This window comes from Hymenobacter cellulosivorans (assembly GCF_022919135.1).
GTDB classification, from domain to species: domain Bacteria; phylum Bacteroidota; class Bacteroidia; order Cytophagales; family Hymenobacteraceae; genus Hymenobacter; species Hymenobacter cellulosivorans.
Genome location: NZ_CP095049.1, coordinates 5,323,575 through 5,342,804, shown reverse-complemented (window position 1 = coordinate 5,342,804; position 19,230 = coordinate 5,323,575). Strand labels below are relative to the sequence as shown.

Here is a 19,230-nt window from a genome sequence, read left to right as displayed (position 1 = left end):
AATGGTACGCTATTCAGATTCTTCGATATAGCGCCCCGCCATTGAACGATTCCCGGTTGTAATTTGATTGTAAACCGCACACCCACTACATACAGAACCCACGATTTCGATGAACGTAACGAACTTCCTCAAGCACCACTACCGCCACTTCAACGCCGCTGCCCTGATTGATGCCGCCGAAGGCTACAACAAGCACCTGGCCGAAGGCGGCAAGATGATGATTACCCTGGCCGGTGCCATGAGCACCGCCGAAATGGGCATCCAGCTGGCCGAACTGATTCGCCAGGACAAGGTGCAAATCATCAGCTGCACCGGTGCCAACCTGGAAGAGGATATCTTCAACTTGGTAGCCCACGACTTCTACGAGCGGGTGCCCAACTACCGCGACCTGACGGCCGCCGACGAGCAGGCTCTGCTCGAGCGCCACATGAACCGCGTCACCGACACCTGTATTCCCGAAGAGGAAGCCATGCGCCGCCTGGAGCACTCGGTTCTGAAGTTCTGGGAGCAGGCCGACAAAGCCGGGGAGCGGTACTTCCCCCACGAGTTCTTCTACCAGATCCTGAAGTCGGGTGAGCTGGAGCAGTACTACCAGATTGACCCCAAGGACTCCTGGATGCTGGCTGCCGCCGAGAAAAACCTGCCCATCATCTGCCCCGGTTGGGAAGACTCCACGCTGGGTAACATCTTCGCTGGCCACGTTATCAGCGGCGACATCCAGAACGTGCACACCGTGCGCACGGGCATTGAGTACATGATTTACCTGGCCGACTGGTACACCCAGCAGGCTACCGAGGAAAGCAAAGTCGGCTTCTTCCAGATTGGCGGCGGCATTGCCGGCGACTTCCCCATCTGCGTGGTACCGATGCTGCACCAGGACCTGGGCCGCACCAGCGTGCCGCTGTGGGGCTATTTCTGCCAGATTTCGGACTCCACCACCTCGTACGGCTCGTACTCCGGTGCCGTGCCCAACGAGAAAATCACCTGGGGCAAGCTGGGCCAGGACACGCCCAAGTTCATCATCGAGTCGGACGCTACCATCGTCGCGCCGCTGGTGTTTGCCATGGTGCTGGGCCAGTAATTGCCGGCTTAACATAAAACAAGAAAGCCTCCCCACATGGGGAGGCTTTCTTGTTTTAACCCATCGGTGTAGCGCCGGGCGTTTATTGTGCGGAGGTATTCAGGTGCAGGTTTAGGCCCGGAGTGGCGGCATTCCTGCGGCGCACGAAGGCCTGAATGCGTTCCGGAGAGCCTGAGTAAGTTGCCAGGAATAAAAGTGCCCGGTACCCATTCGGTACCACTGGGGGCTGGAGCAGGCCGTTGGCGGCAATGGTGAACCGCGTGTAAGTGCCCGGGGGCAGGGTGGTGGGGGTAGCCCCAAGTTGCTGCAGGGAGTCGCGCAGCACCTCGCCGGAGGCTTGGTCGGCCGGCAGACCCGTGGTAGCGTCGCCCCACACGAGGTTGGGCGGCATCAGCCGTAGTTCGGGCTGAGTGACCTGCACCAGGTTGGGGTTATCGGTCTGCAGGCGGACGTAAGAGCTCTGCAATTCGAGAACCCCGGTGGTGGTGCGGCTGCCTACTTGCAGGCGCAGCGGGTAGGTGCCCTGCGGCAAGTTGGTGATGTCGACCTGGGCGCGGGCCGTGCCAGTGGCCGTCAGGCAGATACCGGTGGGCTCCGCTACGCCGCTAAAAACGAAGCTGAGCTGGGAGCCGGAGCGCTGGTAGTCAGTAATCAGACCGTAGTTGGAACAGGGATATAAGCCTTCATCATGAAAAGTCAGAAACAAGGCGCGGCCTTGTACCCCGCGGCTTTCCAAGGCCTGCACCTGAATGCGCCCAGTGATGGGCAGGCCGGGCTCCGGAGTTGTTTCGGAGTCACAGCTGCTGAGAAGAGTCAGCAAAACAAACGCGGAGTACAGAGTACGCATATACAGGTAGCTTAAAGTGGCGGATAGGGGCACTATTTGCCTCCGAAATAGGAGCTTCTGGCCGCGCCAAAAGTTGCATGTCCGTTTTGCCGGACTGAATACACAAAAGCCCGCCGCTAAATATTAGCGGCGGGCTTTTCTTGTCGAAATACAGTACTTATTGGCCTAGGTACAAACGGGTAGTATATTTCAAATCACTCTCGATTCGATGTATGACGTCATTCCTGTACCGAATAATAAAAGCAATTAGTGCCTCGCGGGTCAAGGCGTTGAACGTGTTGTTCGAAGCCCACTCAGAGAAAAACTGAAAACCAGCCCCCTCATGCCTGAAGGTGAACAAATCTTGTTCTTCCGCATCCATACACTGATAGTGGAAGTCGCCTTGTAGCCCTGACCTATGCCACTCCGCTAGTTGTACCGCCAACTCACCAATATTCCAATGTGGCTCTTGGAAGACCTGTTCAGCATCAATCCAAAACTCAAAATCGGCCTCAATACTACAGAAGGCAGCATATTGATTTTTGCGCTCCAGAAGCCAAGGTGCACCCAAAACCAGGTTCTCTATTTTATGATGCAGTTCCATGCGGGTCAAAAACTGAAAAAACAGCTACTCCTACGAATCACTCGGCCCAGCCACAAGGATGCACGACGCATTAAGAGGCAGAAGCTGTGTCAGGCTCCAGCTCCGCCGCCAACATCTCGGCTTCGCACCGCAACCCCGCCAGGCGGGCTTCCAGCAGCCGTTTGGTCGTAGCCCCGCAGGTGGTGCGCAGCTGCTTGCGGGCTTGCAGTTCAAAGAGGGTAATCCAGTCCTGGTCGTCTTCCACATTGTCGACGGGGCCCGGGTAGGCCCGCAGGGCCGGCACGGCCACCAGCCGCGCCTTGAGTGGGTCGGCCCGGCGGCGTAGGATTTCGAGCTCCAGCTCCAGGCCTTGAATACTGAACTGGCACACGCGCAGGCGGTACCGCAGCTTGTCCTCGTTGGGTTCGGGCTCAGGCAGCGGTGGCGGGGCCGGGAAAGTGCCGCCCTCCCCATCGTACACGAGGCCCTGAGCTGCCAGCTCCAGGCGCACCTGCTGCGCCCCCCGCGACGAGGTAGTGAATTGGTAGCCCCGCTCCGTCAGGGCCAAACTCGACCGGGCCACGCCCAGCCAGTCGGCCAGCATATCCTGGCTAAGCCCAAAGTGGGCGCGTAATGCACGAGTATCCATAGGGGTAGTTTTTAACTGCGGTGAGGAAGCTAAACAATTCTGGCCTAAACATTTTGAAATTGTTTAGGCCAGAATTGTTTAGGGTAATAGCCACCAGATCAGGCAAGGAATACAAGCTGCTTACCAGAGCAAATAACTCACGCTTATTAACACACATCCCGCCGCTGAGCATCAGCGGCGGGATGTGGTGGTTGGTTGATTCGGCGGTATATCCTTAGTGAGCGGGGGCCGCTAGGCGGGCCGGCGCGGGCATTGACTTGGCCTGCTGCTGAAGCCGCTGCTGTTCCTGCATACTCTTTTTGATGGTATCCCAGTTGAGTGCCACCCCAATTGCTACGGCCAGCAGGGACGGGAGGATGATGCCCAGTACGAAGGGAAAGAAGCCTCGCAGCAGCCGGCCAGCCAGGCTAAGGCCGGTGTGAGCCAGCATGGAGCTGTAAGCCCAGGTGGCGTAGCCTATGCTTACGGCCGATACGACGGCGCCCACTTGTTGAATCTGGGGAGTGCCGGAGAAAAAATACGTCAGGGGCAGGGCGAGCAACGTCAGGAAATTGCAAATGGCCGTGATGAAGGCCACGATCACCAGGCACTCGGCGTAGTTGTAGCCGCCGCGGCGCAGAAACAGGCGGGCAAAGGCGGCAATGATGGGCACCAGCGCCACGTAGTACCAGCTCATATATTTGGCCAGAAGGTCGGTGGCCATCTTTTGCGTCTGCCACACGGCCTCGGGCATAGCCGGGTCGCGGGGCGGCATGATGTCGATGTGCAGCACGGCGGAAATAAAGGCGTAGGCCCCGGTTACAATTAGCAGCAAGGACAGGGGCGGGAAGTGGTACTTACGCTGCCCGGCCAGGTAGCTGCGGATAGTAGTGCCGGGGCGGCGCAGAATGTTCCAAAGGGAGTGCTGAATGCCCTTATCCACGTGCCAGATGCTGTGCGGAATCTCGTGCAGCATGTGGGCCAGGTTGAGGCGGTGGGTGTGGTGGGCATCCTGCCCGCAGTGCCCGCAGAACCGCTCGGGCACCAGCGTGCCGCAGTTGAGGCAGGTGGTGGGGCCGTGCCCGGAGGCATGGCCCGCCGCTGTCCCGTGCTCGGGTTGGGCTAGGGCTAGGTCGATAGCGAAGGTAGAGGTGGCTTCCATATAAAGCAGAGTGGATATTTTTGAAAGAAAGCCACTTATTCCAGGAATTGCAAGCAAAAAAGCCCGCCACTGACGGACAGCGGCGAGCTTTTAGCGCAGCCAATAGACGGTTGGCTTAATAAGGCAGGCTAGCAGGCACTTTGCTAGTGCAGGGAATCAGTAAGCTGTCAACTAGGGTATCGGCTAGCTCATTTTCGCGGCGGCGTAAACTATCGTAGCTCATCACGTGTAGCGTCTCAAAGTCGTAGCGGCTGATTTTCGTTGTGCTGCCACTGCCGCTACCGGTCATGAAGAGACCCACTACATGCCGGGGCGGCTCGTGCGGGTTCTTTTCCAGCGTGTAGTCCTCATTAAAATCTTGCTGAATAAAGTGGGGTACCGAGCTGGTTTTACGGCCTTGACTGTCCACAAAATAGTACTCACGGTTGAGGACGCCTTCTTCCATCGGCGCTTGCAGCAGCAGAATTCCACTGGCTGGAATCCGGTAAACAAGCCGGTTGTTTTCGGTGCGGAGTGTTTCGCCGCAGGGCTGGTTGTAGAACAGCGTGATTTGGCCTCGGAAGTCTTGCGGAATCAGAAAAGTGGCTGGCCTAGCCTGAGGGCTGCCAAAGTACAGCAGGCCCCAAACGCCCGGCAGCCAGAGCAGCAGGGGAGCGGCAGTCAGCCAGGATTTAGTTGCCAGCGACTTTGCCGACAGCCAAATGAGCACTAAGCCCAGCACCACCACGGGCGCGGCAAACAGCAGAACGTAGTAGTTCAGCGAAACTATCCAGCCGACCACAAGCAGGGCCAGGCCACTATAAAACCGAAAATCTTTTGGTGAAGCCATGGCTACCCGAGGCCCGGAGTCAAGCTGAAAGTAAAAATAGACTGGTTGAGCACATGGCCGCTGCAACCATCTGCTCAACCAGTCTGCGCCGTTGTGCTCGGCTACGCGGTTGCCCTACGCCAGTTCGGCCACTGCCACTTCCTGCGGCACGCCCACGGCCTCGAAGGCCTGGCTTAGGTCCAGCATCAGGTCCTGCGGGTCTTCCACGCCGATGCTGAGGCGAATCATTTGGGCAGTAATGCCCATTTCGAGCTGGTCGGCGACGGTGATGTCGGAGTGGGTCATGGTGGCCGGGTGCTCGGCCAGGCTTTCGGTACCGCCCAAACTCACGGCCAGCTTGATCAGCTTCAGCGCGTTGAGGAAGCGGAAGGCCTCGGCCTCGCCCCCGCGGATATCGAAGGAAATCATGGAGCCGGGTGAGAGGCAGTGGCGCTGGTAGATGTCCTGCTGCACGGGGCAGTGCTCCAGGTGGGTTAGGTAGTAGGTGCGCGCTACCAGGGGGTGAGCCCGGAGCCAGTCGGCAATTACCTGGGCCGAGGTGGCGGCGCGCTCCATGCGCAGCTTCAGGGTTTCGAGGCTTCGCATCAGCATCCAGCCGGTGTTCGGGTCGCACATAGTACCCATAAACGTGCGCATGGCCTTGATTTCCTTCATCAGGGCCTTGGAGCTGAGCGCGGCACCGGCAATGAGGTCAGAGTGGCCGCCCAGAAACTTAGTGGCTGAGTACAAGACCACGTCGGCGCCGTGCTTCAGGGGGTGCTGAAACACGGGGCCCAGGAAGGTATTATCCACCACGAGGCGCACGGGCTTTTCCGCCGAGCCATACTTGCGGGCCAACGTGGCGCAGGCTTCCAGGTCCACGAGGTGGTTGGTGGGGTTGGCGGGCGTCTCCACGAAAATCATGGCCAGGCGGCCGGGGTCAATAGCCGCGGCCTGGGCTTCGAGCTGCTCGGGCGTAGCAGTAGGCAAAAAGCCCTGGGCCTCAATGCCGAATTTGCGCAGCACGTTTTTGAGGAAGAAGTCGGAGCCGCCGTACACGGGCTCGGAGTGCAGTACCACGTCGCCGGGCTGCAGCAGGGCCAGCAGGGTGGTGCTGATGGCGGCCATGCCCGAGGCGAAACTCGCGGCTTCCTCAGCGCCGTCCCAGAGCGTGAGGCGGTGCTCCAGGATTTCGAGGCTGGGGTTGTTGAGGCGGGAGTAAATCAAACCCATTTCCTCGTCGGGGTTGGCCTGGCGCAGACCATAAGCCAGCTCGAAGAAAGCCTTGCCTTCTTCGGCGCTGGTAAAGACGAAGGTGGAGGTCTGAAAAATGGGTGGTTTGATGGCGCCTTCGCTCCAGGCCGGCGTGTAGCCGTAGCTCATCATCAAACTCTCGGGGCGCAGCTGCTGGCCGCCGATGTGGGCGTGGTCATGGGGGTTAGTCATGAGAAAAAAGTTGGGTGGGAGAGAGGATTGGGTCCCACGAAGGTAACTTTTCTCGGGAAGTAGAGCGGGACAGAGGCGGGTTGACGGCAGCTTAGCCCTACTGCAGATGCCCAGCGGTGACGCGGAAATTATTCAGGGCCGGTTAGCTCATCGACAAAGGACTGAATCAGCAGGGCATCCAGGGCAGTTGCCGCCGTGGCACTGGTTTCGTCGAGGTTGTTCAGGCGGTTCCAGTCCGGCCGGAGGTGTTCCCACTGCTGCCGAATAGCGTGGCGCTGGTCTGGGGAGCAGGTAAAGCGCTGGGTTTCCAACACGGTCAGAATGTGCATCTGCACTTGCCAATTATTGCCCGCGGCGCTGAACAGTACCGTGAATAAGTCGCCCAGGTGCCGGCGGCACTTCAGCTTTTCCAGGGCATAGGCCAAGGTGCCCCGGTGTTGGGCATTGGCGGGGTTTAGCAACGCCCGCAACAGTGACGAAACAGCCCAATGGCCCTTGTTTTTCCGAAAGGCCAGGGCTGCCGCATTGCGTACCAGGGCGTCGTCCTGGGTGAGCAGACCCAGCAGAAACCGGCGACTTTTGCGTTGGGCTGTTGTATTAAATCCGCCCCCAAAGCGCAAAAGCTGGTCGCACGCCCGGGTAGCCTCAGTCCAGTTGCCTGAAAAAACAGCGGCTTGCAGATGTTCGAACCGGGCTTTTTTACGCATGAGTTGGGCGCAGAATAAACTTACAAGTCGCAAGCGTCGACAGTGCCCGTCAGCTCGGCCCAGCGGGCACTCAGAAACTTGGCGTAGCGCAACGGCGGCAGGCCATAGCTCCCCACGGAGTAGCCTTCGTTGACTTCAATAACCAGCGTGGCTCCGGCATTGGTAATCCCAACGTCGAGGGCGTAGGCCTTGGGCGCCTCGGTGTAGGCGGCCACGGCGGCTTCCACTACGCGTGGGTCGAAGTGGGCGCGCCAGTCGCCGCGGTAGGGCTGGGCGGCCAGCACCTGGCCGTAGCGCACGAAGCAGCGCCACTCGGCTACAAAGTGTACCGGCTCGGCGCACCACACGGGCGTATTTTCGGCCTGGTCGCCGCAGCCGGCCAAGTCGCGAAAATGGCGCACCAGCACGCCGGTAAACTTCTTGCGGGCCAGCATAGGCTTTACAAATACCGGCCACTGTGCCGGGTCGGCGGCTACTTCGTTGATAGTGGACTGCCACATCCGCCGCCCCAGAAACGGCTGTAGCTGCTCGGGGTAGTCTAGGGCCGGCGGCACGGTGCAACCCAGGGTCCGCAGGGCGCCTTCCACATGGTCGATGTGGCTGACGACAATATCCTCGGGCTCCGTATTCGGCAGCTCCCGGAAATGGTGGAAGGGGACAATTTCCCAGCCCATCTGCCGGAATCCGTCGGCGGCGGCAAAGCAGTTGGTGTTGGCCCATTCACGGGCGGCGTCCTGGTTGATGTAAGCGCGCATAACAGATGCTGTAATTATATAGTATACAAGGAGTGTGCAGATAAAATAAGTTTAGCGGTCATCTAATTGTGCTTTTATGGAGTTGTATCAATGATAATGACGCCATGCACCATTTTAATTCCCAACATTTTGTATGCGGCGAATCCTCTAAGTATTTCAATTTTGCAATGATCCTTATTAAGGGTTTTTAGCTTTTTTTGCAGAGCATTATTGGCTTTGGGGGTTCTTTTTACTAGGCCATAGCCATCTGTTATTGCTATATGTTGTCGATAAGTCTTGCCGTCAATGATGTAGATAGTGTATGGCTTCTTAGGAAAGTCCTTTGCCCTTATATAAATGATTGACCTATCATCGTCTATGAAGCCTCCGTCAATCTTTGTCAGCGTCAACGTTGACATAAACTCAGGTTGCTGTGCATAAATACCAGCTGGTGGAGTGCCTTGGGGTATAGGTTGATTTACTAGGATTTTAAGTGTGGTGTCGGTTGACTGGTATGTATAAACTGCTTTTGAAGATGGACTCATGTGTCGTGGTATGGTACTCATTTCCACGGTTGTGTCGCTAAGCAATTTGAGCCTGTTAGGCTGGGTATTGTCCATAGTAATAGAAACGTAGTAATCACCCAACTCCTGGCCATGCGAGGCTGTCTGTGAGAAGAATATAAGAAGAGGAAGAAGATATCTCGCCATGGCTTTTAATAGCAGGATGCCGCAGTAACTGTAATTGCATAAGGAATCCAGAAAATTACTGTTAACGGCACGACTTGTCAGCCCACCTGCCAGAATCAGTTGGCTGCAGCTTGGTTGAGATAAGCGCGCATGAGCAAGAGGGAGTTATTGGCGAAAAGCAGAGCTTACTTCTTGCCCCGGTAATCGGCGATGATGCCCTCGGCTATCCAGTTGGCCAGGGCCTGGCGGTTGTCGGCCACCACGAAGCGGCGCTGGTCTTTCTGGTTGCGGATGTTGCCCAGCTCCATGAACACGGCCGGGGCGTGGCTGTTGCGCACCTCATAGAGCGTGCCGCGCTCCGACACGTTACCGGAGTAGGGGCGGTTGGGCTGGGCGCGCTTGTAGCGGCTGGTAAAGACCCGGTGAATATTCTTAGCCAGGCGCAGGCCAGTGGCACTGTTGGGGTGGTGGTAAAAGAACACGTCGATGTTCTGACCCTCGCTGCGGCTATCCACGTGCAGGGCCAGCAGCCGCTGGTAGGCGCCCTTGTGGCGGGCATACAGGGCATTGACCTGGGCAATACGCTGGCGCAGGCGCTGCACCTGGCTCAGTGGAATCGGGCGGTTGGGGTAGTGCACCTCGTCGTAGTCCATGGGCAGCACGTTTTCGTCGCGGATACCGTCGTTGGGGTCCTGCACCATCACGTAGACGGTAGCCCCATTTTCAATCAGCACCCGGGCCAGGCGCACGGTCACGTCGTAGGCGTACTCGTCTTCGGCCAGCTTAAAGGAGCCGTACTTGCCGATGGCGCCGGGGTCGGGGCCGCCGTGACCGGAGGACAGATAGAAGACTGCGCCGCGCAGGGTACCGTTCTGGGCCCGGGGCGTGCCGATGCGGGGGCCAAATAGCTGGGTGCCGGATAGGGGAGCCTTGCTGACCGGCAGGCGGGTAACCACCGCCGCGGTAGTACGCTTGCGGGTAGAGGCCTTGCGCGCCGTGCTTCGGGCCGCATTTCGGGTGGTGGCTTTGCGAGCCGTGGCGGCCTTGGGCAGCACATACGTGCGGCCGGTAATCAGGCCGTTGCCGCGCCGCAGGTTTTTCTGGTTGAGCTGCTTAAACTGCCGGCTATACAAGCGTGGGTTCAAGCCGTAGCGGATGAGCAGGGTTTCCACCCCGTCGCCATTTCGGGCCTTCACACGCCGGTAGGAAGACTGGGCCAGGGCCTGAACCGAGAGCAGGCAGCAAAGAACGAGTAGATAGACTGTGCGCAAAAGCAAAAATTGTAGGAGGGCTCCGCAAAACCCATGGAAAGGCAACCAAAGCAGCATCAGTTGCTGCCGACGACGCGCAAAAGCCTTGCGTACGTGGTTCGGCTGGTTATTGCCTATACGAACCTACAAAAGAGGCGGTAAATCTTCGGAATATTGAATATAAAAAGGTCCGCGCCAAGGCGAAACTCTCCTGTGTCCTTGCGAGGCGGGAGCCGTGGCCATCCGTCCGCTGCGTAATACGACACTGCCTTTTACCAGAAAGCCCTTTACCACCTAGCGCGGTAAAGGGCTTTTTACATAGGGCAACTGAGCACATTTCAGCGGACGGATGGCTTCATCCTTCGTCCTTGCAATGACACGGGCCTGATAGGCTTACTATGCGAAGCCCGTAGCCGTAGCCTGGGCTTGCCACTGCTGCATATCCTGCTGCACGGCTTCGATTTTCAGGGTTGCCATCTGGTAGGCATCTTCGCCCAGAAACAGGTGCAGGGGCTGGGTTTCGGCCTCACTGACCTCAATCAGCAGGGCGGCGGCTTTGGCCGGGTCGCCGGGCTGGTTGCCGTTTAGCTGCTCGGCGTGCAGGGTCTGGGAGTCGCGCACCGATTGGTAGGCTTCGATAGGCGCCTGGGGCTGGCCCATCGAGCCCGCCGACAAAAAGCCGGTGCGGAAGTAGCCGGGCTTTACCGTGGTGGCCTGAATGCCGAAGGGCTGCACCTCGGCCGCATACGACTCGGTGAGACCATCGACGGCGAATTTGGTGGCGCAGTAGATACCCCAGCCGGGAAAGCTGCCGAAAAAGCCACCCACTGAGGAAATATTAAACACCCGGCCCGCGCCCTGGGCCCGCAGGTGGGGCGTGGCGGCCCGCAGCACGTTGAGCAGGCCAAAGACGTTGACCTCAAAATTCTGCCGGGCTTCCTGGTCGCTGAGCTCCTCCAGGGCACCCACCTGCCCGTAGCCCGCATTATTGACGACCACATCGAGGCGGCCGAATGTGTGGATGGTGGCGGCAATGGCCTGCTGCACGCTGGCTTCGTCGCCCAAATCCATGTGCAGAGGCAAAAACTGGGGATTGTTATGCGGCCCGGCTTGCTGAAGCTCGGTCAGGTTGCGGGAAGTGGCTGCTACGCGGTAACCCTGGCTGAGCAGCATCTGTACTAAGATCAGGCCCAGGCCCTTGGAGGCTCCGGTTACAAACCATACGTTGTTGGGATTCATCTTCTGGATAATGGAATTCTGGATCAGAAAAAAGCGGGGTGCTCAGGGCCAGACTGGCGAATAGGTACAGCATAGGAAAAGCGGGTAAGGCTAGGTAGACAATCAACTCAAGAGACGGACAAAGCCGCCAGATATTGTAACCGGCCACCAAATAATCCGACTTGCTCGCCTAGGCGCACGACGTGCCGTTACGGCCCGGAGCCGGCGGAAAGGTCAGGGGTGGGGCCCGGTAGCTGGTTTGCAGGGGTAGCCGCGCCCGGCCCGGCTCCTGAATGGTGCCGGCGCTAAACGCAAGGATAAGAGGGTGCATACTCGCTCAGTTGGTACAGTACAAAAGTAGAGTACCCACTAGGCGAAGAGCTTGCCGGAATCAAACCAATGCTTGCGAAAATCAAACAGCGCGTACGGCAGTAGGTGTGGCCCCGGCCTGTTTCTTGAAAAAGTTGTTGAAGTGGGCCGGCTCCTCGAAGCCCAGGCAGTAGCTGATTTCCGCCACGTTCCAGTTGGTGTGGCGCAGCAGTGCGTGGGCTTCCTGGGTGAGGCGGGCGGCAATGAGCTGGGTGGTGGTTTTGCCCGTCACTTCCTTCAGGGCCCGGTTCAGGTGGTTCACGTGCACGGCCAGTTGCCCGGCAAAGGCGTGGGCGTTGCGCAGGCGCACCTGCTGCCCCGGCGTTTCAATCGGGAACTGCCGCTCCAGCAGCTCCGTAAACAGCGACGCAATACGGGTGGCGGCATTGCTGTCCTTATATAACGTCGTAGCCGGCTGCAGCTTCAGGGCGCTGTGTACGAGTTCAAACACGTAGTTGCGCAGCAGGTCGTACTTATACGCATAGTCCGAGTCGATTTCCACGAACATCTTTTCGAACAGCTGCTTAGCTGCCGCCAGCTGCTCATCGGTCAGGGAGTAGAGCGGCTGCCCCCGGGCCGGAACATGGGCAGCTCCAGGGGGCCGGCGGTTTGCAGGTAGCGCTGCAAAAAGGCCTCGGTGAAGATGCAGAAATAACCCGATTGATGGTCGTCGAGCGGCTCCCAGTCGTAGGGCACCATGGGGTTGGCAAACAGCAGCGCGTTACCACGGATTTCGATGGTCTTATCGGCGAAATGATAGTTGCTGCGGCCCGAAACCAGCGTTATTTTGTAGAAATCCTTGCGGCTGTAGGGCAGGTGACAGGCATTGGGTCCCACGAAGTCGTCGAGGCGGAAGACGTTGAAATGGCCGATGTCCTGCTTGAGGTTGTCGGGCAGCCAATGAATTTTCTGCTGGTAGAAATCTTCGAGGGTCAGGGGCTTGCTCATGGGGTGAAGTTACGTAAATCAAACTATCGGGCTTACCTGCCGGTTGCCGATACACAATCCCGCGGCAGAATAGCATCTTTGGCTTCGCGTCGTATCCACGCGTTTACTTACCCGTCTGGCCGCCCTTCGTCAGGCACGGGTTGTTGCTGTACTACCTTATTTTCCGCTTATGCCTACGACCCCCATCCCGAAGAAGCTGCTGGCCCGGCAGCACGAAATAACCGCCGACTTCCTGCGCGCCCTCGACCGGCACCTGGCCGATATTGCCTCCGGCGAAGCCACCGAAATGCTCGAAATCCGGGATTTTGCCGACCAGCTCCACATTCATCCCACCCACCTGAGCAATACTATTAAACTTACCACCGGACACGCGCCCTGCTACTTTTTCGAGGCCCGCATCCTCGACCTGGCCCGGCTGCTCTTGCTGGACTCCAGCCGCTCGGTGGCCGACGTGGCCCAGAGCCTGACCTACGACCCGTCGAACTTTACCAAGTTCTTCAAGCGCTTCGCCGGTGTCACGCCCAAACAGTACCGGGAGCAGGCCTGGGAAGCGCAGCGGCTGGCAAAATCGGAAACTGTCACCATTTAAACTGAAGCTCTCACCATACCCGGGGTCAGGCAGTGCCGCACCTTTGTCTTGTTCAAACTTCATAACCAAGACAAGCCATGAGCACTCCTAAAATTGCCCTCGTCACGGGCGGCAGCCGCGGGCTGGGCCGCAACAGCGCCCTGCACCTGGCCCAGGCCGGCCACGACCTGATTATAACCTACCGTACCCAGCAGGCCGAAGCCCAGGCCGCCGTAGCTGAGATTGAGGCCCTGGGCCGCAAAGCCGTGGCTCTGCCCCTGGATGTGGGCCTGGTCAGCAGCTTTCCGGCCTTTGTGGCGGCCGTTACCGAGCAGCTGCAGCAGCACTGGCAGCGCCCCTCGTTCGACTTTCTGATTAACAACGCCGGTATCGATGCCCGCTCACTCTTCCTTGAAACCACCGAGGAAGATTTTGATAACCTGCTCAACGTCCACTTCAAAGGCGTCTACTTCCTGACCCAGCAGCTATTGCCGCTGCTGGCTGATGGGGGCGGAATCGTGAACTTCTCCACGGGCTTGGCCCGCTTCACCACGCCCGGTTACGCGGCCTACGCGTCGATGAAGGGCGCCATCGAAACCCTGACCAAGTACATGGCCAAGGAACTAGGCGGGCGCGGCATCCGGGCCAATATTGTGGCTCCGGGCATTATCAAAACTGATTTTACGGCCCCGGTGCGGGATGCCCACCCCGAACTGGAGCAGTACATGAGCAGCAATACGGCCCTGGGCCGCATCGGGGAGCCCGATGATGTTGGGCCCGTAGTGGCCTTCCTCTGCTCCGACGCGGCCCGCTGGGTAAATGCCCAGCGCCTAGAAGCTTCGGGGGCTATTCGCTGTAGTTACTTCAAATTTAACACTGAAAGCCCGGCTGACCTGCAGTCGGGCCTTTGGTGTTGGCGCTAGTTGTGGGTTGATCTTAAAACAAAAACTGCCATTCCTGGCAAGGAGTGGCAGCTACCGGAGGGCATACTGGCTAGGTGCTATGCCTGGCGCAGGCGGGACTTCTGAAAGGCCTCAAAACTGGTGCGCAGGGCGGCCAGTACCGCCGCGTACTGCCGCCGGGCGTCCTGACTGGACTCCAGCTGCTGCAGATGCGTGTCAATCAACTCGCAGAACTCATCCCGCGAAAACCGGGAGCTCGAAGGGTTCTTTTGCACGGGACAAGAGGAGAAAAAATGCGGCAAGTAGGTGGGGTGTAAAGTACAATAATAGCATTTTATTCTACGCAAGATGGCAAGAAGAGTCGGTGTATCTCAAGCTGAACCGTGGCAAAAGGCGCCGGACATGCCCCAGAGCCCGTTAAACAAAAACGGCTCCCGGATAAACCCGGAAGCCGTGGTATGCAGTTTGGTACGCTACGGTTGAGCTACACCCTAAAAGCGGAACAGTGGACGGGCCGGATTCCAGATGCCCCACGGAATCATGAGCAGCACCAGAATCAGGGCTACGGTGAACCATACGAAGGCCCGCTTGTGCTTGAGTACCGGGTCGGTAGCTTTCTTGGACAGGGTGCGGCCGACTTGGGCGGCAATAACAGCCAGAATCATTGTGGCAATGTGCTCGACGCCCCAGAAGCGGCCAATCGGGTCTTTCATCACGGTGCTCCCGGCGGTTTCGAAGGCTTTCACCCCGAACGGACTCAGGCCGAAATACAGAATCAGGCCCAGCAGCAGCTGCAGGTGCATGGAGCCCACGAAGGCAGCGCCCATGCCGTTGTCGGCGCCCAGGTAGGGCTTGCGGCCTTGCCAGCCGCCCAAGGCGCGGAAAATGGCAATCAAACCAAAAATCACCACCAGCCAGCGGCTCCAGGAGTGTAACGTGAGTACGGCGTTGTACATAAGCAGAAAGGAAGAGTGAAGCGGTAAAGGTCGGGTGCAGAAGCCAGAATGCCGCGCCCGGACCGCAAAAAGTGGCCGCCACGCCCGCCGGGCCTATTTCTTGGTTACGGTTACCTGAATCTGCTGCCTTACCACCGTGACGGGGATAGGGGCCGGCGGGGGCGGGAGTGGGGCGCCTTCGAAGGGAAACAGCTCCTCGCACAGAAACAAGTCGCCTTCCTGCCGCAGAATGGCCAGGTTGTCGAGCGTAAGCTTGAGGTTGAAGGTTTGCTGGTTGAGGTATTGCAGCACGGGGCCCAGCAGCTCGGGCGTGGTATCGTGCAGGGCCAGGGAAATATGCGGCAGCCAGCATTCGGGGCCGCTAAACTTATCGGTGCGCAAACACAGCGGCGCCGTGGCCGTGATGATGCGCTGGTGCAGGTGGTTGAGCTCATTGGTGCGCAGCACCGGAATGTAAATCACCGGATTGGGCCCCGGAAATACGCCCAGCCCGGTGGTGTGCACCTCGAAGGGCGTGGTCGTAGCAGCCACGTCGCGCAGCACATCTTTCAGGGCCGAAAGTTTGCGCACGCCGGCCAGCTGGTAGGTGATGTGCGGATCGGGCGTGGCCTGCACGTCATCCAGGCCAAATTCCATTTCCAGCCCCTTGATGATGCGGTTGATGCGGGCCGCGTACTGCGGCGTAAGCAAAGTGGTAATGGCGAGCATACTTCGCTAAACTCCGGAAGGGGCCGTTGGGTTGAGGCGGGCCCGCATTTGTTGGTTGAATTGCTCACTCTGCCCACGGGGCACACTCAGCGTGGTCCAACTCTCGCCGCGCAGCTGCTTGGCCAGCTGCACCACCTGCCCGCAGTGGTAGGCGTAGTGCGTGACTTGCCGCTCCAGGGCCGCCAGGGCCGTGTGTCCCTCGCCCCGAATGGTAACCATCCGCAGCAGATCGGTGGGCTGCAGCGTGTCGAGCAGGGTGAAGAGGATGGGCCAGGCGGTTTCCCAGCGCTGCTGCAGGCCGGGCACCTCGGCCTCGGTGGCGGGCTGGTCAAATTCCTGGTCGCGCTGCCGGTCGGGCTTTTCGCCGTCGGTGGTCAGGAAATCGGTGAAGCGGGAGCGGAGGTTACCCGTCATGTGTTGCACGATGACGGCCACGCTGTTGGCGCCCGGTGCGGGTTCGGCCAGCCACTCGGCGGCTGAAAGCTGGGCCAGGGCCCGGTCGGTGAGGGTTTTGTAGGTTGTGAAGTTGTGGCGCAGGGTGGCCAGCACGGCCTGGCCTAGGGCCTCGTCAGGAGTCGACATAGCAAGCGGTGTTTAGCAAGAAAGCAGAGCGGGAAAGGAAGGCAAAAACCCACAGTTATGCACTCCTGCACCAAATTCTTAACGGCAACTGCACTTCTGCCCGCTCCGCTGCTCCCGAACTGGCATGACGGGGCATAAAAAAGAGCTGTTCCGGAGCAGGAAGCAGCTCTTTTGCTGATTATGAGCTTTAAAATCAACCGTTGCCGCCTTCCTTCTGGTCGTCGTTGCGGATGCTCTTTTTGGGGCGGGCAGGTCGGTTTTCGATCTTGCCAAACTGGTAGTTGAAGCTCAGCCGCAGGTTACGGTTCAGGAAGTAAGAATTGTCGGTGTAGGTGAACCGGTCGGTGGCCAGGTCGTTGCGGAATACCAGTTGGCGGTTGAAGGGGTTGATGATGGCCAGCGTCAGGCTACCCTTTTTTTGGAATAGGTCCTTCTTCACGGCCAGGTTGTAGCTGCGGTAACCCGAGGAGCGGCCCTGCAGCTGAATCCGACGCGAGTTGAACAACCCCGTAAACTGGGCGCTCCAGCCCTTGTCAAACTGCCAGGACGAGGTGAGGTTGGCGTTATGCATTGTGCCGCCGTTTTCCAGGCCCAGCGCCGGACTTTGCACCCGCATGTAGTAGTAGTTCACGTTGCCGCTGATGGTCCACTTGGCCGTGAGCTTGGTCGAGCCCGACACGCTCAGGCCGTAGGTAGCATTGCGGGCCACGTTCTGAAAGGTGGTGAGCAGCAGCTGGGCCGAGTCGGTGGTGGCTATAACGTCGCGGGCCGCCACCGTGCGCGACACGGCTTCAATGGCATTGTTGGTCTGGCGGGAGTAGGCCGAGAAGGTAAACGAGCTTTTGTTGAGGTAGGTGTTGTAGCCCAGCTCGTAGGCGTCGGTCAGTTCGGCGTCGAGGGCAGGGTTGCCTACCAGCACGTTGCGTGGGTTGCTGGTGTTGAGGTAGGGGTTCAGGTAAAAAATGCTGGGCCGCTGAATCCGGCGGGTGTAGCTGAGCTTGAGCTTCTGGTCCTTGGTTACGTCCCAGGCGGCCTGCACGCTGGGCACCAGGTTGGTGTAGCTCGTGCGCAAGGTCGTGTTGTCGCTGCGGAAGTCGCCGTCGATGCGGGTGTGTTCCAGGCGGCCGCCTACCTTGAAGGTCAGAGTTTTGCCCACGGCAAAGCCGTAGCTCAGGTAGCTGGCGTACACATTCTGGTCGTAGCGGAAGTTGTTGGAGCGCGAGGGCACCAGCACGAAGCTACGGCCGTCGAGGCTGTCGGCTTCCACGCGGTAGTCGCTGCTCACGTTGCGCAGAATCGTTTTTACCCCGATTTCCAGGGTTTGGGTGCTGTCCAGGGGCTGTACGTAGTCGGTCTGGAAGGTGGCTTCGCGGTTGCGGCTGGCGTTGTAGCTGTTTTCGAGGTAGTCCACATAGGCGCGCCCATCGGCCCAGCGCTGCTGCTCCAGGTTGTAGTCGGTGTCCCCGGTATTGACGGTGTAGAGGGCCAGAAAGCTCAGCTCCTGCCGGGGCCGGGGCAGGGTCTTGACGTAGCCGAAGTTCAGGTCAAGGTTGCGGCTGTCGTTGTGGGTGTCGATGTCGCGGTTGTACTCGTCCAGCGGGGCCGTGGGCAGACGAAAACGCGTGAACTGGGAGCGGGCGTTGGTATAGCCAAACACGTTGCCCCGCACGCTCAGGTTTAGCGCGTCCTTGGGCGTCAGGTCGTAGTCGAGGCCCAGCTGCCCGTAGCCGCCACCGCCGAGGTTGGTGAAGTCGCCGCGCTGCTCAAGCAGGCTCTGCTGGCCTTCGGGCAGAAAATCGGTGCGCCGGCTGTCGTTGCGGGCAATATTGTAGAAGAGGTTGGCCCCAACGTTGGCGTTGAGGCCCAGCTTGCCCCGGCGGCTGTTCAGCGTCAGGCTGTGAAACGAGCCCCGGGTACCCACGGCCGAATTTTCGGAGCCATTGAGGCCTTCCAGGTTGTTCTTCTTCAGAATGATGTTGACGATGCCCGCCGAGCCTTCCGCGTCGTACTTGGCCGAGGGCGAAGTAATAACCTCTACGCTCTTGATCTGGTCGGCCGGAATCTGGCGCAGGGCGTCGGCCAGGTTGGTGGCCATGATGGCCGAAGGCTTGCCGTTCACCAGTACCCGGATATTGGATGAGCCCCGCAGCTGCAGATTGCCGTTGAGGTCCACTGTGAGCAGGGGCACTTTCTGTAGTACATCGGTGGCCGAGCCGCCCGCGTTGGTGATGTCCTTTTCGGCGTTGTAGACGATACGGTCCACCTTATTCTCGACCAATTCCCGCTCCCCGGTAACCTTCACCTCGCCTAGCTGCTGCACCGTTGGCGTCAGCCTGATCGGGCCCAGGTCCACTACCGCGGCATTTGCTTCCACCACGACGCCCGCCACCGTGCGCGGCTGAAAGCCCACGAAGCTGACCACCACCCGGTAGCGGCCCGCCCCGATTTTGGCGAGGGCAAACCGGCCCTGATCGTCGCAGGCGGCCCCGTCCAGGGTTTTGCCGCTGGCCTCGTCCAGCAGAGCCACAGTGGCAAATTCCACGGGCTGACCGGTTTTCTCGTTCACCACCTGGCCCGTCAGCCGGCCGGCGGCAGCGGCTGCCACGCTGCTGGCCGCGCCGGCTGGCGCCTGGGCCCGCACGGCTGTGTTCGTGACCTGAGCCAGCAATAAGGCCCCGGAGAGCAGCCACAGCCCACGCGCCCAGCCTGAGGGCAGGGGCCGTAGCTGGCGGGGAACACTGAGTAAAGCGGTAGCTACACTGCGGGTGGGGTAGAGGGTTGGGGTCATGGCGCAGTCGGGAAGTGTTTTACGAAATATTTCGTACTGCAAACATATACGAATCAATTCGTATATTGAAAGAATATATACGATATTTTTCGTATGTATATTATTCCAACAAAGGCAGCAGGAGGGAAGGGAGTAAGGTAAAGACTCGAGCTTCTCTATATAGGATGCTTAGAGTAGGCAGATATTTTTAAATATCGATTTCAGGGTCTTCTGGTCATGACCATGGTCCTATTGTATTAAGCAGTTCGGCTAACTCGTAGTCGTACGCCCATCTCAG

22 protein-coding genes are annotated in these 19,230 nt (G+C 59.0%); 3 read left to right on the top strand and 19 right to left on the bottom strand.

Annotation, left to right across the window (positions count from 1 at the left end; genetic code table 11):
- The first annotated feature begins 109 nt into the window (after window positions 1-109).
- Window positions 110-1,081: a deoxyhypusine synthase family protein gene (locus MUN80_RS22575; RefSeq protein WP_171589638.1), complete on the top strand. Its 972-nt coding sequence runs from the start codon at window positions 110-112 to the stop codon at window positions 1,079-1,081.
- Window positions 1,082-1,163: 82 nt separating this feature from the next.
- Here MUN80_RS22575 and MUN80_RS22570 read toward each other — a convergent pair whose 3' ends face one another.
- From MUN80_RS22570 to MUN80_RS26145, 14 genes are all read right to left on the bottom strand, one after another.
- Window positions 1,164-1,928 carry a hypothetical protein gene (locus MUN80_RS22570; RefSeq protein WP_244716592.1) on the bottom strand — a complete coding sequence of 255 codons (765 nt, stop codon included), beginning with the start codon at window positions 1,926-1,928 and terminating at the stop codon, window positions 1,164-1,166.
- Window positions 1,929-2,085: 157 nt separating this feature from the next.
- Window positions 2,086-2,511: a DUF7878 domain-containing protein gene (locus tag MUN80_RS22565; protein WP_244716590.1), complete on the bottom strand. Its 426-nt coding sequence runs from the start codon at window positions 2,509-2,511 to the stop codon at window positions 2,086-2,088.
- Window positions 2,512-2,581: 70 nt separating this feature from the next.
- Window positions 2,582-3,139, bottom strand: coding sequence for a hypothetical protein (locus MUN80_RS22560; protein ID WP_244716588.1), 558 nt, complete (start codon window positions 3,137-3,139; stop codon window positions 2,582-2,584).
- Between the two features lie 214 nt (window positions 3,140-3,353).
- Window positions 3,354-4,280, bottom strand: a complete 927-nt coding sequence (locus tag MUN80_RS22555) for a DUF3667 domain-containing protein (RefSeq protein WP_244716586.1) — start codon at window positions 4,278-4,280, stop codon at window positions 3,354-3,356.
- Between the two features lie 115 nt (window positions 4,281-4,395).
- The gene (locus tag MUN80_RS22550; RefSeq protein ID WP_244716584.1) at window positions 4,396-5,109 is read right to left on the bottom strand and encodes a DUF6843 domain-containing protein; all 714 of its coding nucleotides are present in this window, start codon (window positions 5,107-5,109) and stop codon (window positions 4,396-4,398) included.
- Between the two features lie 114 nt (window positions 5,110-5,223).
- The gene (locus MUN80_RS22545; protein ID WP_244716582.1) at window positions 5,224-6,534 is read right to left on the bottom strand and encodes a cystathionine gamma-synthase family protein; all 1,311 of its coding nucleotides are present in this window, start codon (window positions 6,532-6,534) and stop codon (window positions 5,224-5,226) included.
- 128 nt (window positions 6,535-6,662) lie between these two features.
- The gene (locus MUN80_RS22540) at window positions 6,663-7,241 is read right to left on the bottom strand and encodes a hypothetical protein (RefSeq protein WP_244716580.1); all 579 of its coding nucleotides are present in this window, start codon (window positions 7,239-7,241) and stop codon (window positions 6,663-6,665) included.
- 20 nt (window positions 7,242-7,261) lie between these two features.
- On the bottom strand, window positions 7,262-7,996 hold the full coding sequence (locus MUN80_RS22535; RefSeq protein ID WP_244716578.1) for an ATP-grasp domain-containing protein: 735 nt from the start codon (window positions 7,994-7,996) through the stop codon (window positions 7,262-7,264).
- A gap of 74 nt (window positions 7,997-8,070) precedes the next feature.
- Complete coding sequence (locus MUN80_RS22530) at window positions 8,071-8,520, bottom strand: hypothetical protein (RefSeq protein ID WP_244716576.1); 450 nt, start codon at window positions 8,518-8,520, stop codon at window positions 8,071-8,073.
- A 329-nt stretch (window positions 8,521-8,849) separates the two neighbouring features.
- Window positions 8,850-9,860, bottom strand: a complete 1,011-nt coding sequence (locus MUN80_RS22525; RefSeq protein ID WP_244716574.1) for an N-acetylmuramoyl-L-alanine amidase family protein — start codon at window positions 9,858-9,860, stop codon at window positions 8,850-8,852.
- Between the two features lie 450 nt (window positions 9,861-10,310).
- Window positions 10,311-11,153 (bottom strand): SDR family oxidoreductase, encoded by an 843-nt coding sequence (locus MUN80_RS22520; protein ID WP_244716572.1) that lies wholly within the window; start codon window positions 11,151-11,153, stop codon window positions 10,311-10,313.
- Between the two features lie 169 nt (window positions 11,154-11,322).
- Complete coding sequence (locus MUN80_RS22515; protein WP_244716570.1) at window positions 11,323-11,463, bottom strand: hypothetical protein; 141 nt, start codon at window positions 11,461-11,463, stop codon at window positions 11,323-11,325.
- A gap of 81 nt (window positions 11,464-11,544) precedes the next feature.
- The gene (locus MUN80_RS26150; protein WP_311136254.1) at window positions 11,545-12,009 is read right to left on the bottom strand and encodes a helix-turn-helix domain-containing protein; all 465 of its coding nucleotides are present in this window, start codon (window positions 12,007-12,009) and stop codon (window positions 11,545-11,547) included.
- A gap of 41 nt (window positions 12,010-12,050) precedes the next feature.
- Entirely contained in the window at window positions 12,051-12,449 is a 399-nt protein-coding gene (locus MUN80_RS26145; RefSeq protein WP_311136253.1) for a hypothetical protein, read from the bottom strand.
- A 169-nt stretch (window positions 12,450-12,618) separates the two neighbouring features.
- On the opposite strand from MUN80_RS26145, the gene MUN80_RS22505 reads away from it, so the two are divergent.
- Both MUN80_RS22505 and MUN80_RS22500 read left to right on the top strand, forming a co-directional pair.
- Entirely contained in the window at window positions 12,619-13,038 is a 420-nt protein-coding gene (locus MUN80_RS22505; protein ID WP_244716568.1) for a helix-turn-helix domain-containing protein, read from the top strand.
- Window positions 13,039-13,115: 77 nt separating this feature from the next.
- On the top strand, window positions 13,116-13,940 hold the full coding sequence (locus tag MUN80_RS22500; protein WP_244716566.1) for an SDR family NAD(P)-dependent oxidoreductase: 825 nt from the start codon (window positions 13,116-13,118) through the stop codon (window positions 13,938-13,940).
- A 77-nt stretch (window positions 13,941-14,017) separates the two neighbouring features.
- Here MUN80_RS22500 and MUN80_RS22495 read toward each other — a convergent pair whose 3' ends face one another.
- The 5 genes from MUN80_RS22495 to MUN80_RS22475 form a co-directional block, all read right to left on the bottom strand.
- A complete protein-coding gene (locus MUN80_RS22495; protein ID WP_244716564.1) occupies window positions 14,018-14,194 on the bottom strand; it encodes a hypothetical protein in 177 nt (58 codons plus the stop codon).
- Window positions 14,195-14,410: 216 nt separating this feature from the next.
- On the bottom strand, window positions 14,411-14,875 hold the full coding sequence (locus MUN80_RS22490) for a hypothetical protein (RefSeq protein ID WP_244716562.1): 465 nt from the start codon (window positions 14,873-14,875) through the stop codon (window positions 14,411-14,413).
- Between the two features lie 93 nt (window positions 14,876-14,968).
- Window positions 14,969-15,583 carry a 2'-5' RNA ligase family protein gene (locus MUN80_RS22485; protein ID WP_244716560.1) on the bottom strand — a complete coding sequence of 205 codons (615 nt, stop codon included), beginning with the start codon at window positions 15,581-15,583 and terminating at the stop codon, window positions 14,969-14,971.
- Window positions 15,584-15,589: 6 nt separating this feature from the next.
- The gene (locus MUN80_RS22480; protein WP_244716558.1) at window positions 15,590-16,165 is read right to left on the bottom strand and encodes a DUF1572 family protein; all 576 of its coding nucleotides are present in this window, start codon (window positions 16,163-16,165) and stop codon (window positions 15,590-15,592) included.
- Window positions 16,166-16,358: 193 nt separating this feature from the next.
- Window positions 16,359-18,953 carry a TonB-dependent receptor gene (locus MUN80_RS22475; RefSeq protein WP_244716556.1) on the bottom strand — a complete coding sequence of 865 codons (2,595 nt, stop codon included), beginning with the start codon at window positions 18,951-18,953 and terminating at the stop codon, window positions 16,359-16,361.
- Window positions 18,954-19,230 lie beyond the last annotated feature (277 nt).